General features: G+C 54.3%; 13 protein-coding genes and 2 tRNA genes. 1 reads left to right on the plus strand and 14 read right to left on the minus strand.

The window, feature by feature from the left end:
• Positions 1 to 160 precede the first annotated feature (160 nt).
• The 14 genes from rpsO to rlmE all read right to left on the minus strand — a co-directional run bounded on the left by rpsO (position 161) and on the right by rlmE (position 13,727).
• Entirely contained in the window at positions 161 to 430 is a 270-nt protein-coding gene (rpsO, locus tag CIK78_RS00580; RefSeq protein ID WP_007111823.1) for a 30S ribosomal protein S15, read from the minus strand.
• A gap of 108 nt (positions 431 to 538) precedes the next feature.
• Positions 539 to 1,459, minus strand: coding sequence for a tRNA pseudouridine(55) synthase TruB (gene truB, locus CIK78_RS00585; protein ID WP_096276225.1), 921 nt, complete (start codon positions 1,457 to 1,459; stop codon positions 539 to 541).
• A complete protein-coding gene (gene rbfA, locus CIK78_RS00590) occupies positions 1,459 to 1,893 on the minus strand; it encodes a 30S ribosome-binding factor RbfA (protein WP_096276227.1) in 435 nt (144 codons plus the stop codon). Before rbfA ends, truB begins: the two co-directional genes overlap by 1 nt.
• A gap of 18 nt (positions 1,894 to 1,911) precedes the next feature.
• Complete coding sequence (gene infB / locus CIK78_RS00595) at positions 1,912 to 4,479, minus strand: translation initiation factor IF-2 (protein ID WP_096276229.1); 2,568 nt, start codon at positions 4,477 to 4,479, stop codon at positions 1,912 to 1,914.
• 27 nt (positions 4,480 to 4,506) lie between these two features.
• Complete coding sequence (nusA, locus tag CIK78_RS00600) at positions 4,507 to 6,021, minus strand: transcription termination factor NusA (protein WP_096276231.1); 1,515 nt, start codon at positions 6,019 to 6,021, stop codon at positions 4,507 to 4,509.
• Between the two features lie 72 nt (positions 6,022 to 6,093).
• The gene (gene rimP, locus CIK78_RS00605) at positions 6,094 to 6,555 is read right to left on the minus strand and encodes a ribosome maturation factor RimP (protein ID WP_096276233.1); all 462 of its coding nucleotides are present in this window, start codon (positions 6,553 to 6,555) and stop codon (positions 6,094 to 6,096) included.
• Between the two features lie 312 nt (positions 6,556 to 6,867).
• Positions 6,868 to 6,944 (minus strand) — tRNA-Met (locus CIK78_RS00610).
• A 162-nt stretch (positions 6,945 to 7,106) separates the two neighbouring features.
• Positions 7,107 to 7,193 (minus strand) — tRNA-Leu (locus CIK78_RS00615).
• Positions 7,194 to 7,238: 45 nt separating this feature from the next.
• The gene (secG, locus tag CIK78_RS00620; protein WP_096276235.1) at positions 7,239 to 7,598 is read right to left on the minus strand and encodes a preprotein translocase subunit SecG; all 360 of its coding nucleotides are present in this window, start codon (positions 7,596 to 7,598) and stop codon (positions 7,239 to 7,241) included.
• A 4-nt stretch (positions 7,599 to 7,602) separates the two neighbouring features.
• Positions 7,603 to 8,352: a triose-phosphate isomerase gene (tpiA, locus tag CIK78_RS00625; RefSeq protein WP_096276237.1), complete on the minus strand. Its 750-nt coding sequence runs from the start codon at positions 8,350 to 8,352 to the stop codon at positions 7,603 to 7,605.
• Between the two features lie 93 nt (positions 8,353 to 8,445).
• Positions 8,446 to 9,795 (minus strand): phosphoglucosamine mutase, encoded by a 1,350-nt coding sequence (gene glmM / locus CIK78_RS00630; protein WP_096276239.1) that lies wholly within the window; start codon positions 9,793 to 9,795, stop codon positions 8,446 to 8,448.
• Complete coding sequence (gene folP / locus CIK78_RS00635; protein WP_096276241.1) at positions 9,792 to 10,718, minus strand: dihydropteroate synthase; 927 nt, start codon at positions 10,716 to 10,718, stop codon at positions 9,792 to 9,794. Before folP ends, glmM begins: the two co-directional genes overlap by 4 nt.
• A gap of 103 nt (positions 10,719 to 10,821) precedes the next feature.
• Positions 10,822 to 12,825 carry an ATP-dependent zinc metalloprotease FtsH gene (gene ftsH, locus CIK78_RS00640; RefSeq protein WP_096276243.1) on the minus strand — a complete coding sequence of 668 codons (2,004 nt, stop codon included), beginning with the start codon at positions 12,823 to 12,825 and terminating at the stop codon, positions 10,822 to 10,824.
• 254 nt (positions 12,826 to 13,079) lie between these two features.
• Entirely contained in the window at positions 13,080 to 13,727 is a 648-nt protein-coding gene (gene rlmE / locus CIK78_RS00645; RefSeq protein WP_096276245.1) for a 23S rRNA (uridine(2552)-2'-O)-methyltransferase RlmE, read from the minus strand.
• Positions 13,728 to 13,841: 114 nt separating this feature from the next.
• On the opposite strand from rlmE, the gene yhbY reads away from it, so the two are divergent.
• Positions 13,842 to 14,168, plus strand: coding sequence for a ribosome assembly RNA-binding protein YhbY (gene yhbY, locus CIK78_RS00650; RefSeq protein WP_096276247.1), 327 nt, complete (start codon positions 13,842 to 13,844; stop codon positions 14,166 to 14,168).
• The last annotated feature ends 117 nt before the right edge of the window (positions 14,169 to 14,285 follow it).

Genomic DNA, 14,285 nt, shown 5'->3' on the forward strand with positions numbered 1-14,285 from the left:
AAAGACCCAAACCTAACGATGGATGGAAATCCGCACGATTAAAATCGGCGTTTGTGCAGATTTCCGCGCACTAACACTTGCACTCCCCATGGTCTATCCACCAACGCAAAACGGGCAGCTCACAAGGAGCTGCCCGTTTCTCAATCTTTGCCAGTAATACTTAGCGGCGAAGACCTAAACGCTGAATCAGAGACTGATAGCGTTCGAAATCTTTACGCTTTAGGTAGTCCAGCAGCTTACGACGCTGGTTAACCATGCGGATCAGACCACGACGTGAGTGGTGATCCTGCTTGTTGGTCTTGAAGTGATCCTGCAGGCCATTGATGTTGGCGCTCAGCAGTGCAACCTGCACTTCAGGGGAACCCGTATCGTTATCGCCGCGGCCGTATTCGGTGACGATCTCGGCCTTCTTCTCAGCGGTTAAAGCCATCTGTATCTCCAGTAAGCAATATGCCTAAAAATGAATGGTTGAGACCACGCATATTTGCAGTCTCAGGCTACTATTTTCGCGTAGATGGTCACTTCCTTGCAACGCATCTCACGAGATAGCGACGGTACTTAACAGTCGCTTAGGCGCCACTTCCTGGGCACCTTTCACTACACCAAGACCGATAAACGTCTCGGCATAATAAAGTCTGGCTACGTCGTCCGGCCCTAAGGCGCCGGTTTCGAGCGTAACGGGCTGGCCATAGGCCAAACGCGAATGCGCGATGTCATCTACCGTTAATGACGGTAAGTGATTGACCAACACATCCACCGGCATTAGCTCAGCTTCCAAAGCGGCCTGATCGGCCAATGCTTCTAGCGCCTCTAGTGTCCACATCGCGTCGGCTAAAAAAGGCCCTGTTTTAAGCCTTCTTAACTGGCTGATGTGCGCACCACAGCCCAACGCTTGGCCAATATCTTCAGCTAACGTGCGGATGTAAGTGCCTTTACTGCAGCTTACTTCCAGCTCAAAAGCAGTGCCGTCAAACGATAATAGGCGCGCATCATACACGCTTACACGCCGCGCTGCACGCTCTACGTGCTTGCCTTCGCGGGCCAGCTCATAAAGCTTTTTGCCCTGATGCTTGAGAGCAGAATACATGGGCGGCACTTGGTCAATCTCACCACGAAAGCGTGTCAGCACTGCTTCCACGTCATCAATGGTTAAATTGGGTACGTCATGCTGCGCAATAATCCTGCCTTCTGCATCGCCGGTATCGGTCATCACGCCCAGCTCTACACGCGTGCGATATACCTTATCGGCTTCCAGCAAGTGCGATGAAAACTTGGTGGCTTCGCCTAAGCAAATCGGCAATAAGCCGGTTGCCATCGGATCTAACGTGCCCGTATGACCGGCTTTTTGGGCCTGAAACAAACGGCGAACACGCTGCAGCGCATGATTGCTGGAAAGCCCTTTGGGCTTATCCAGCAGCAGTACGCCGTTAACCGGCAAGCCGCGACGTTGACGTGCCACTAGCGAGTTTCCTCACTTTGCTCGGCGTCTTGGTCACTGTCTTGATAATCGCCATCGCTATCGTCCTGATAGCGCGCGCGGTCAGTCGTCACCGCCTCATCAATTAATGAGGAGAGATGCTGACCACGAACCACGCTTTCATCGAAATGAAAGCGTAACTCCGGTACATGACGCAGCTTGATGCGCTTAGCAATTTGGCTTCTTAGAAAACCAGCGGCACGTTTAAGCACCTGGAGGTTCTCTTTAATACGCTCAGGCTCCTGCTCACCCAACAGGGTGACATACACATCGGAGTAGCCAAGGTCGCGGCTAACGGTGACACCGCTGACCGTGACCATGCCTAAGCGCGGGTCTTTCACTTCTCGTTGGATCAACACCGCCAGCTCCTTTTGGAGCTGGTCGGCTACCCGGTCGGTACGCTTAAATTCGCGCATGGTTAGCTCCTCGTAACCTTACAGGCTACGCTCGACCTTCACTTGGTCGAAGACTTCAATCTTGTCACCGACTTGAACATCGTTGTAGTTCTTCACGCCGATGCCACACTCCATACCGTTGCGCACTTCTTGTACATCATCTTTGAAGCGACGCAGCGATTCGAGTTCACCTTCGTAAATAACGACGTCATCACGCAGTACGCGAATCTTCTTATTACGATGTACGCTGCCTTCAATAACCATACAGCCAGCAATCGCGCCAATCTTCGGTGCACGGAATACATCGCGCACTTCAGCAATACCCACGATTTCTTCTTTCCACTCAGGCGCGAGCATACCGCTCATCGCCTGTTTGACCTCATCGATCAAGTGGTAGATGACGCTGTAGTAGCGTAGATCCAAGCCTTCACGCTCGATAATTTCGCGGGCAGCAGCGTCAGCACGGACGTTAAAGCCAACAACGATGGCTTCAGACGCTAGCGCCAAGTTGGCATCGGTACCGGTGATACCACCAACACCCGAGGACACCACGGCCACTTCAACTTCTTCCGTCGAGAGCTCTTCCAAGGCACCTTTGATCGCTTCCAGTGAACCTTGAACGTCGGCTTTGAGGACGATGTTGACCTTGGCCACTTCGTCTTGGCCCATCTGGCTGAACATGTTCTCCAGCTTGGCCTTCTGCTGACGCGCTAGGCGCACTTCGCGGTATTTGCCTTGACGGAAGTTAGCGACTTCACGCGCTTTCTTCTCGTCCGCGACAACCATAAAGTCGTCACCGGCATCCGGCGTACCGCCCAAGCCCTGAATTTCTACGGGCATGGCCGGGCCAACCGAATCAACTTGCTGGGCAAGTTCGTTAGTCAGCGCACGGACACGACCATAGTGCAGGCCTGCCAGGACGATATCACCCTTCTTGAGCGTTCCGTTTTGAACCAGCACGGTAGCGACCGGACCACGACCTTTATCAAGGCGTGACTCAACTACCACACCTTTACCGGGCGCAGAAGGCACGGCTTTTAACTCAAGCACTTCGGAGGCCAGCTGGATCGCTTCCAGCAGCTCTTCCATGCCTTCGCCTGTCTTAGCAGACACGTGAACAAACTGGGTATCACCGCCCCACTCTTCTGAGATCACGCCGTGCTGGGAAAGCTCGTTCTTGATGCGGTCCAGATCGATGCCTTGCTTATCAATCTTATTGACCGCGACGACCATCGGTACGCCAGCAGCTTTGGAGTGCTCGATAGCCTCAACGGTTTGCGGCATAACGCCGTCATCCGCTGCGACCACGAGAATCACCACGTCTGTCGCCTTGGCACCACGGGCACGCATAGCAGTAAACGCCGCGTGACCAGGAGTATCCAGGAAGGTCACACCACCGTGGTTATCTTCCACGTGGTAGGCACCGATGTGCTGGGTAATACCACCCGCTTCACCGGTTGCTACCTTCGCTTTACGGATGTAATCCAGCAGCGAGGTTTTACCGTGGTCAACGTGACCCATTACGGTAACGACGGGCGAACGCGTAATCTCGTCGCCTTCATAGGAGATGCCTTCCAGCATTTCCGTTTCCAGCGCATCATCTTTGACTAGCTTCGGCGTATGGCCCATCTCTTCTACCACGATCGCTGCTGTATCTTGATCAATGGTTTGGTTGATGGTGACCGCCGCGCCCATGTTAAACATGGCCTTGATGACTTCGTTGGCCTTGATCGACATTTTGTCGGCCAATTCCGCCACGCTGATAGACTCAGGGATCGATACTTCACGCACGATCGGCTGGGTCGGCTTTTGGAAAGCGTGCTTGCCATTGCCGGTCTGGTTGCCACCACGGCGACCACCGCGACGCTGCTCGGCACGTTTTACTTTCTTGCCCGCGCCACCGCGTTTACGCTCTTCTCGATCACCACGATCTTCATCGTCACGACGACCTTTCTTAGCTGCCGCTTTCTTAGGCGGAGCAGTACGACGGTCAGTGCGGCCTTCTTTCGGCGGCGCTGGCGGCATATCTTCACCCGACGGTGCATCGTCGATTTCAAGATTAGGCACTTCGATATCAGGCGTCGCCGGCGCTTTCGCTGCAGCAGGTGCTTTCGGCTTAGCGTCAGCAGCCTTCTTACTAGCAGCTTCTTCAGTGGCTTTAGCTGCCTGGGCTTTCTGCGCAGCGGCTTTCTCTTCAGCTTGGCGAGCGTCCAACACTTTACGCTCAGCTTCGGCTTCAGCCATATCGCCTACCAGCTGGCGCGGGCCCGTGTAGCTTGGCTCGGCAGCTTTCGGCTTTTCATTTTCAGCGCTTTTTACGTAAGTTTTCTTTTTACGTACCTGCACTTCGATGGTTTTACCGCGCTCGCCGGTATTGATGCGGCTGCGTGTTTTACGCGTCAGCGTGATGCGGTTTTTACCTGCCTCGGCCGTATCGCTACCGCCATGGCTTTTCTGCAAAAAACTCAACAGCTTTTGCTTATCTTCTTCAGATACAGCATCGCTTTCAGAAGCGTGCTTCAAACCCGCTTCTTTCATTTGCTCTAATAGGCGGGGCGCATCACGGCCCACCTTTACTGCGAAATCTTTAACTGTCATATCTGACATAGTGACCCTCCTCAGCCCGAGACCTGTTTACTGTGTGTTCGAATCCGATGCGTCATCGACTTCAAACCAGGGCGCACGGGCAGTCATGATCAATGCCGCTGCGCGCGCTTCGTCCAACTCCTCGATATCGACCAGATCGTCGACAGACTGCTCGGCGAGATCTTCCATGGTAACAATGCCGCGACTGGCCAGAATGAAGGCCAGATGGCGCTCCATGCCATCCATTTCCAGCAGATCGGCCGCTGGTTGGGCACCGTCTAGCGCTTCTTCCGAGGCAATCGCCATCGTCAGCAGCTCGTCTTTCGCACGTGCACGAAGTTCCTCGACCAAATCCTCATCAAACTCTTCGATTTCGAGCATTTCTTCCAGCGGCACGTAGGCGACTTCTTCTAGGGTTGTGAACCCTTCTTCCACCAACAGGCGGGCAACGTCTTCATCCACTTCAAGGTGCTGGACAAAAGAGTCGACCAGGCTATCAATTTCTTGATCGCGCTTGGTCTCAGCTTCTTCTTCGGTCATGACATTGATACGCCAGCCGGTTAGCTCTGAGGCCAAACGCACGTTCTGACCACTACGGCCAATGGCCTGGGCAAGATTATCTTGCGCCACCGCCACATCCATCGCGTGGGCGTCTTCATCCACCAGGATCGACCCAACGTCAGCCGGCGCCATGGCGTTGATCACCAATTGAGCGGGGTTGTCGTCCCAAAGCACGATATCGACACGCTCATTTTGCAGTTCAGATGAAACGGCTTGAACGCGTGAACCGCGCATGCCGACACAGGCACCCACGGGATCAATACGGCGATCATTCGTTTTTACCGCAATTTTAGCGCGTGAACCGGGATCGCGCGCAGCCCCTTTGATCTCAATTAGCTGCTCAGCGATCTCAGGCACTTCAATTTTGAACAGTTCAATAATGAACTCAGGACATGTGCGTGACAGCTGAAGCTGTGCACCGCGAGCCTCAGGATCCACTTTAACTAACAGCGCACGCACCCGCTCGTTCATGCGGTAGCGTTCGCCGTGAATCATTTCATTGCGCGGTAAAAATGCTTCAGCATTTTCGCCCAAATCAATGATTAGGCCATCACGAGTGGTCTTTTTAACAATACCGGCAACCAGCTCGCCCTCACGATCAGCGTACTGACGCACCACTTCTGCACGCTCAGCCTCGCGCACTTTTTGCACGATCACTTGCTTGGCGGTTTGCGCAGCAATACGGCCAAAAGACGCGCTTTCAATGCTTTTCTCAACCACGTCGCCTAGCTTAAGCGGCGGGTCACGCTGCTCGGCGATGGTCTCTTTGATTTCGTAATCAGGCGTTTCGAATTCGTCATCTTCCACGACTGTCCAGAAACGGAAGGTTTCGTATTCGCCGGTGCGGCGGTCAATATGCACGCGCACATTGGCTTCTTCTTTATCAAAACGCTTGCGTGACGCGCTCGCAAGAGCGGCTTCTACCGCTGCGAAGATGACATCACGCGGGACGCCCTTCTCATTGGAGATCGCGTCAACGACCATTAAAATTTCTTTACTCATGCGTATGCCTCGCCAGAAAACCTATCCTTATGTGCATCACCCCGGCAGCCTGCCGGCAGCGCCGCCACTCGGTCAATTGTCGAACTGCGGTACAATGTGAGCAGAATCAATACTTTCAATTGGAAAGCAGTACTCTTCGCTATCCAGCTGTAGCAGCACCTCATCTCCCTCAACACCCACCAGCAGCCCTTGATACTTGCGCCGCCCATCAAAGGCAGTGCGCAGTTTCAGCGCGACGTGGTGACCTTGAAAGCGGGTAAACTGATCCAGGGAATACAAGGGACGTGCCATGCCTGGCGAGGAAACTTCCAGCCGATACTCACCGGCAATGGGGTCTTCTACATCCATGACGGCACTGACCTGGCGGCTAATATCTGCGCAATTTTCCACGCTGACGCCATTCTCGCTTTCGATATAAATCACCAGCCGCGAGTTTTTGCCCTGGGAAAGATGGTCAATACCCCATAGCTCAAAGCCCATGGCGGCAACGACAGGTTCGATCAGCGCATGAAGCGCAGCGTGTTTAGTGGCCACAGACAAAGCTCCTATAGCCGTTGAGTCAGACACCTGGCCAGGAGTTATAAGAAAAGCGAGGTGACTGATTGGCGTTACTCGGAAATGTGCCTCCGGCAACCCGGGCGGCATCCGCTTTAAAGCACTCTTGTTCACAAAAGCGCCGGCTAACCAAAAGCTACTAACAAAAAGCCCCTTCACTGGAAGGGGCTTTTTAAAAGAAACCTTGGGTACCATCTTAACAACATGCGGCGGGTTAAACCTGCCAAGTCTGACTGCATTCAAATAACAACATGAGAAAACAATCTATCCTATTTACATGCTACTAGAAAATGGTAGCGGGGACCGGATTTGAACCGATGACCTTCGGGTTATGAGCCCGACGAGCTACCAGACTGCTCCACCCCGCATCAATCTAGGTCGACGATAATAGACACTTAATCTACTTACGTCAAGAACTACTTGTTTCAAGAACTACTTACTTGAAACTGCCTTTTCCGACTCAGGTAACAAACTGGGCACTCTGAGAACAAAACAGACATTCTGGGAAGCTGATAAATCAGCCTAACAGATGGTGCCGAAGGCGGGACTTGAACCCGCACGACCATACGGTCACTACCCCCTCAAGATAGCGTGTCTACCAATTCCACCACTTCGGCATCAGGGGAGGCTAAAGAAACGTTTGCTGCTAAGTCATCAACCACTTAGTCGCTGCTTTCCTCTAGCACTGGCGCGGTATTATCCACACCTGCAGGCCTATCGTCAAGCGTTGGCACGCTTTGCTGCTGCTCGATCAAACGCGAGTCTGGGATGCCTGCTTCCGGTGCTTGGCCAGCCTGGGTAGCAAAGTAAGCTAACGCCATTGAGGTGACGAAAAACCCGGCAGCAAGCAGCCCCGTCGTACGCGACAAAAAGTTGCCGCTACCGCGCGAGCCGAAGACCGTTTGCGACGCACCGCCTCCGAAGGCAGCACCGGCTTCGGCACCTTTACCCTGCTGAAGCAGAATGAGTACCACTAGGGCGATAGCAATCACCACATGGATCATAAGTATTGCAACTTGCATGGCGTTATCCTGCTGACTGACAAATGGCATAAAAATCATCGATCTTAAGTGAGGCTCCGCCCACTAGACCGCCGTCTATATCCGGCTGAGCAAGCAGCTCCGCCGCATTACTTGCATTCATACTGCCGCCGTATAACAGCCGCAGCTGCTCGGCGAGCGCTTTATCAAAACCGGCCTGGTAGGCGCGAATGCCCGCCATCACCTCTTGTGCCTGCTCAGGCGACGCCGTGCGCCCCGTACCAATTGCCCAAACGGGTTCGTAGGCAATGACTACCTGCTGGCGCTGATCGGGCTCTAAACGCGACATCACATGCCCGACCTGACGAAGCACGACATCCATCGTACGCCCTGCATCGCGCTCTTCAAGAGACTCACCCACGCAGAGAATCGGCGTAAGCTCGACACTTAAGGCTGCCAGCAGGCGGGCAAAAATCTGCTCGTCGCTTTCTTTATAGAGCTGGCGGCGCTCCGAATGTCCTACCAACACATAGGACACCGCAAACTCTTTGAGCATACGACCACTGACTTCACCGGTATGTGCCCCTGAGTGAAGAGGGTTCAATGTTTGCGCGCCCAGTGCCAGCACTGTCCCTTCGAACGCATGACGCGCCGCATCCAAATAAGGAAACGGCGGAATAATAACGACATCTACATTCGCTGGCGACACGGCGGCGGAGAAGGCTTGACCGAACTCATTGATCAACGCCACGGAACCGTTCATTTTCCAGTTACCGGCAATTAAAGGCGTACGCATCGACTGTCCTCACTCAAGGTGGAGCGAAATGGTATAGGAGCGGCCTTATCAAGACAACCGCTGTTACAAGCACAGACTCAGTTTACGGCATCATTAATCCAGCAAAGCCTTCACCTGAGCGGCCAGGTCGTTCGCCAATCGATCCACATCCAGATGGGCACGACCCTCTACCATCACGCGAATTAAAGGCTCTGTACCGGAAGGCCGGAGCAATACGCGACCCTCATCACCCAACGCCTGCTCCAATGCAGCAACCGCTTGCTGAAGCGGCGCCGATGCCATCACTTCTTTGGCATTGGTATCAGCGGGCAGGCGCACGTTGACGAGCGCTTGCGGGACTTTTTCTAGCTCTCTTAACAGCGTTGGCAGGCTCTTTTGCTCTCGCATCATCAGCGCCAACACTTGCAGCGCCGATACGATACCGTCGCCGGTCGTTTGCACATGGCCGCAGACAATATGCCCCGAAGACTCGCCGCCCAGCTCCCAGCCGTTCGTGGCCATGCGCTCCATCACAAAGCGATCACCGACGTTAGCACGCTCAAAGGGTATGCCTAGCTTATCTAGCGCCATGGCTAATCCAAAATTGGACATCAGAGTGCCAACAACACCCCCTTCGAGCAAACCGCGCTCGTGGCGGTCTCGGGCAATAAGATAAAGAATATCATCGCCATCAATTTCACGACCGTCAGCGTCGACCAACAGCAAGCGGTCGCCGTCGCCATCAAACGCAATGCCCAAATCAGCACTCTGCTGAATGACCGCCGCACGCAGCGCAGCAGGATGCGTTGAACCCACCAGCTGATTAATGTTTAGCCCGTTAGGCGAGGCGCCAATTGTCGAGACGTCAGCTCCTAACTCACGGAAAACATTGGGTGCGATATGATAAGTAGCGCCGTGAGCACAGTCCAACACGACTTTCAGGCCATGCAGGCTCAGCCGGTCGGGAAGCGTCGATTTGCAAAATTCAATATAGCGGCCCGCCGCGTCATCAATACGCGTTGCCTTACCCAGCTGAGCGGCCTCCGCAGTGGTTAATGGCGCCTCTAGCATCGCCTCAATACGATCTTCCGTTTCATCAGGCAGCTTTTTGCCTTCTGCTGAGAAGAACTTGATGCCGTTGTCATCAAAAGGATTATGCGATGCTGAAATAACAATTCCCGCATCCGCACGAAACGTGCGGGTTAGGTAGGCAATACCCGGCGTTGGCATGGGCCCCAGCAGAGACACATCGACTCCCGCGGCAGAAAGCCCTGCCTCAAGCGCGGACTCAAACATATAGCCAGAGATGCGCGTATCTTTACCGATGAGCACGCGCGTTCGGCCCTTATCACGACGCAGCACCTGACCGGCGGCCCACCCCAGCTTGAGCATAAAATCAGCGGTAATGGGGGCTTTTCCCACGGTGCCGCGAATACCATCCGTACCAAAATAGCGCCTTGTCATGCACCAAACTCCTTAATCATCGACAGCTCAAACGGCGGCTCGCAGCCTTCTTGCAGTACCGCCCAGGTCATATTGACCGCATCAACCGTTGCAGCGACATCATGCACGCGAAGAATATTCGCACCCCGCTCCACCGCCATCGCCGCCAGCGCCACGCCACCAAACAGGCGCTCTTCTACCGGGCGGCCCAATACCTTGCCAATCATGCTTTTGCGTGACATACCCACCAACAGCGGAAGCCCCAGTGCCTGAAGAGACGCCATGCACTTCAGCAAGCGCAAGTTGTGCTCAACGGTCTTTCCAAAACCAAAGCCCGGGTCGATTAACAGCCTATTCCGACGCAGACCGGCCGCTTCACACTCGGCCACTCGCCGCGCCAAATACTCGGCCACTTCGACCTCAACAGGCTGCTGATAATTCGGCGCCTGCTGCATATCCTGAGGCTCGCCCTGGCGATGCATCAAACACACCGGCAAGCCACTGCCCACCGCCGCCAACAGCGCTCCTTCGCGCTCTAACGCACGTACGTCGTTAATCATTCCGGCGCCCAGCCCACTTGCCTCCCGCATCACGGCCGGGCAGCTGGTATCCACAGAGACCAGCGCATCCAGCTCGCGCACCAAGCGCTCTACCACTGGAGCCACTCGATCCAACTCCTCTTGGGAGCCAATCGCTAGAGCGCCGGGGCGTGTCGATTCGCCACCGACATCAATGATCGCCGCCCCTTCTGCCAGCATCTGCTCGGCATGCCGTAACGCGTCATCTAGCGCCACGTGCTGCCCGCCATCGGAAAAAGAGTCCGGCGTCACATTTAGTATACCCATCACACGCGGGAAGGATAAATCCAGCAGATGACGCCCACAGCGCAGCTGTAAATCACTGCCAGCGACGCGCTGAGGATATGTGTCCAAAGTTGATTTCATGCTGCAGCCTAGTCAAGAAGAAAAACGTGGCAGTCGTATGTGAAAAGCATAACAAAAAAGGCGCCCCTTGACGGGGCGCCTTTTGGCTCATTCAACGCTGTCACTATGGCCCTGCCGGACCGCCCAGCGGGTCTGAGGGGCGACGGCGCGGCGTATCGTCGTCATCCTCTTCAGCATCGCTGTCAGGCGGGCCAGAAGCAACGTTATCTCCGGCCTGAACGTTAGACTTTTCACCACCGGCAGGCGTGCCGCCGCCCGGCGAGTCGCCATCATTCCAACCTTCCGGCGGACGCGGATCGCGGCCTTCCATGATGTCCTTCAACTGAGAGGCATCAATAGTTTCATACTTCATCAGCGCCTCAGCCATCGCATCAAGCTTATCGCGATTATCGGCCAAGATTTGACGTGCCTGCTCATAGCAGTCATCAATAATTTTACGCACTTCTTTATCAAGACGCGTGGTGGTATCGCCAGACTTCATCTTGCCACCACCCTGACCTGGGCCACCAAGGAACTGATGCGACTCGTCCTCGTCATACATGATCGGCCCCATGGCGTCCGACAAACCCCACTTAGCGACCATATTATGCGCCAGCTCGGTAGCACGCTTGATGTCGTTAGAGGCACCGGTAGTCACACCGTTCGGGCCTAGCGTCATCTCTTCAGCAATACGACCACCAAACAGCGAGCAAATCTGGCCCAAAATTTGTTGGCGTGAAAGGCTATAGCGATCTTCCTCAGGCAAGAACATCGTCACGCCCAGCGCTCGGCCACGGGGGATAATCGTCACCTTGTAAACCGGGTCATGAGACGGCACGACCAAACCAATAATGGCGTGACCGGCTTCATGGTAAGCCGTATTGAGCTTTTCTTTATCGGTCATAACCATCGATTTGCGCTCAGCGCCCATCATGATCTTGTCCTTGGCCAGCTCAAGCTCTTCCATGCTGACAACACGCTTGTTACGGCGCGCAGCAAACAGTGCAGACTCGTTGACTAGGTTAGCTAAATCGGCCCCGGAGAAACCCGGCGTACCGCGAGCAATCAGCTGTGGCTTAACATCATCGGCAAGCGGCACTTTGCGCAGGTGAACACCCAAAATATGCTCACGACCACGAATATCTGGCAAGCCCACGGTTACCTGACGGTCAAAGCGGCCTGGACGCATCAGTGCGGGGTCAAGCACGTCTGGACGGTTGGTGGCCGCAATCACGATGATGCCTTCGTTAGCTTCAAAGCCATCCATCTCGACCAGCAGCTGGTTCAACGTCTGCTCACGCTCGTCGTTACCACCGCCCATACCGGTACCACGCGAGCGGCCCACGGCATCGATTTCATCGATAAAGATAATGCACGGCGCCTGCTTCTTAGCCTGCTCGAACATGTCGCGTACTCGAGACGCACCCACGCCGACGAACATTTCAACAAAGTCAGAGCCTGAGATAGAGAAGAAAGGCACTTTGGCTTCGCCTGCAATCGACTTTGCCAGCAGCGTTTTACCGGTACCCGGCGGCCCCACCATCAGCACGCCGCGCGGAATCATACCGCCTAGGCGCTGAAACTTAGTCGGATCACGCAGAAAGTCGACCAGCTCTTCCACTTCTTCTTTGGCTTCATCACAACCCGCCACATCGGCAAAGGTCGTTTTAATCTGATCCTGAGAGAGCAGCTTAGCCTTTGATTTACCAAAGCTCATTGGGCCGCCTTTACCACCGCCGGCCCCACCCTGCATTTGGCGCATAAAGAACATGAAGATGCCCAAAATCAGCAGAATCGGGAAGCTAGCGATCAGCAGGCGCGTCCAGATGCTTTGCTGCTCTGGCGCCTTACCCACAACCGTGACGTTATTGCTTAGCAGGTCGTCCATCAGCTTAGGGTCTTCCGCCGAAGGGCGAATCGTCTGAAACTCAGAGCCGTCCGTACGCTCACCGCTGATGGTGTAACCATCAATCGTCACGCTACGCACCTGCTGGTTTTGCACCTGCTGCACAAATTGGGAATAATTTGTGCTTTGCGGTGCGCTTTCCGTACTGAAATTATTGAACACTGTCAGTAAGACGGCCGCGATGACCAACCACAGAATCAGGTTCTTCGCCATATCATTCAAGGGGCTACCCTCATTACAAGAATCCGTCAGTTAAACCCTGATGCCAAATAAACGCTGCCGTTAAGACCGCACATCAGCATCAAGTACTCAACCATTGCCAAAGCGTGTTCTGCCTCGGGCCATCTGTGTCACGCGCATTGGCTGCGTCTAATGTGACACGCATTGCATTTGCCTGTCTGGCAATTGCGCTAATAAATCTTGGCTATGAACCACGCGGTTATTTGCCCCTGTCATAAGAACGCTCACAAGGTCAGCTACCCGCGAAAACCTTCTGCCAGGAAATACACCTCACGAGAGCGCGCCCGCGACGCATCTGGCTTTCTAGTCACCACTTTGCTGAAGCTACCGCGCAGCTCCTTCAAGTAGGCGTCAAACCCCTCACCTTGGAATACCTTCGCTAAAAACCGACCACCGGGTGACAGCGTTTCGCGCGCCAGCTCTAATGCCAGCTCCACTAAATATATCCCCTGGGGCTGATCTATCGCAGCCATCCCACTCATATTGGGGGCCATGTCTGACATCACAAGGTCTACACGACGATTATCGAGGCGTTTTAGTATCGCTTCAAGCACCGCCTCTTCTGTGAAATCGCCCTGGATAAAGTCTACACCGGCCAAGGCGTCCATCTCCAGAATATCGGAGGCGATAACAATACCCTCAGGCCCTACTTTCTCCGCAGCAATCTGGCTCCAGCCTCCGGGCGCAGCGCCCAGATCGATCACCGTCATACCGGGACGCAGTAGCTTATCCTTTTCATCCAACTCAAGCAGCTTGTAGCTAGCGCGAGAACGATACCCATCCTGCCAGCTCTGCTTGACGTACTGGTCGTCAAAATGCTCCTTCTTCCAGTTATTACTAGTCTTGCTTACTGAATGCTTACGACTTGGGGGCTTTTGCTGCATGTGAAAATCTAACACTAGAATAAGAGAGGGGCGCGTTTACGCGATCGCTTTCACTCGATGGCGTTTCACCGTAAGATGGTGCGTTAAGCGCTAACCGGGATACCGCAAGATACCATGAGCTTGTCACAGGCACAAAAGAAAGCATTTCGTAGCATTGGCCACCACCTTAACCCTGTGGTCACCGTTTCTGAGAACGGCGTCTCCGAAAATTTGCTAGCAGAACTTAACCGCGCGCTCACCGATCACGAACTGATCAAAGTGAAGCTCGCCCTTCCTGAACGTGATGAACGTGCTGCCATGGTAGCCGAACTGATCACCAACAGCCGTGCTGACCTTGTGCAAACCATTGGTAAAATGGCCCTGCTTTATCGCAGGAATCCACAGGTAAATCCGAAGCTGTCTAATGTCACCCGCTTTGAGAACCACCACGGTCGCTATTAATCACGAAACGGGCAGCGCGTTAAATTGACGCGCCGCTGGCTATGTTTGAAAAAATATAGTTCGTAAAGACACATCAAACGCCCCTCAGCGCACTCGTTCGCTGAGGGGCGTTTTTTT

Source organism: Halomonas sp. JB37, assembly GCF_002332255.1.
Taxonomy (GTDB): Bacteria; Pseudomonadota; Gammaproteobacteria; order Pseudomonadales; family Halomonadaceae; genus Vreelandella; species Vreelandella casei.

What these genes read in the sequence shown, in the direction of transcription:
- rpsO (WP_007111823.1), bottom strand. Translation starts at nt 430, where the DNA reads ATGGCTTTAACCGCTGAGAAGAAGGCCGAGATCGTCACCGAATACGGC.
- rbfA (WP_096276227.1), bottom strand. Translation starts at nt 1,893, where the DNA reads ATGCGCGAATTTAAGCGTACCGACCGGGTAGCCGACCAGCTCCAAAAG.
- infB (WP_096276229.1), bottom strand. Translation starts at nt 4,479, where the DNA reads ATGTCAGATATGACAGTTAAAGATTTCGCAGTAAAGGTGGGCCGTGAT.
- nusA (WP_096276231.1), bottom strand. Translation starts at nt 6,021, where the DNA reads ATGAGTAAAGAAATTTTAATGGTCGTTGACGCGATCTCCAATGAGAAG.
- secG (WP_096276235.1), bottom strand. Translation starts at nt 7,598, where the DNA reads ATGCAAGTTGCAATACTTATGATCCATGTGGTGATTGCTATCGCCCTA.
- tpiA (WP_096276237.1), bottom strand. Translation starts at nt 8,352, where the DNA reads ATGCGTACGCCTTTAATTGCCGGTAACTGGAAAATGAACGGTTCCGTG.
- glmM (WP_096276239.1), bottom strand. Translation starts at nt 9,795, where the DNA reads ATGACAAGGCGCTATTTTGGTACGGATGGTATTCGCGGCACCGTGGGA.
- folP (WP_096276241.1), bottom strand. Translation starts at nt 10,718, where the DNA reads ATGAAATCAACTTTGGACACATATCCTCAGCGCGTCGCTGGCAGTGAT.
- rlmE (WP_096276245.1), bottom strand. Translation starts at nt 13,727, where the DNA reads ATGCAGCAAAAGCCCCCAAGTCGTAAGCATTCAGTAAGCAAGACTAGT.
- yhbY (WP_096276247.1), top strand. Translation starts at nt 13,842, where the DNA reads ATGAGCTTGTCACAGGCACAAAAGAAAGCATTTCGTAGCATTGGCCAC.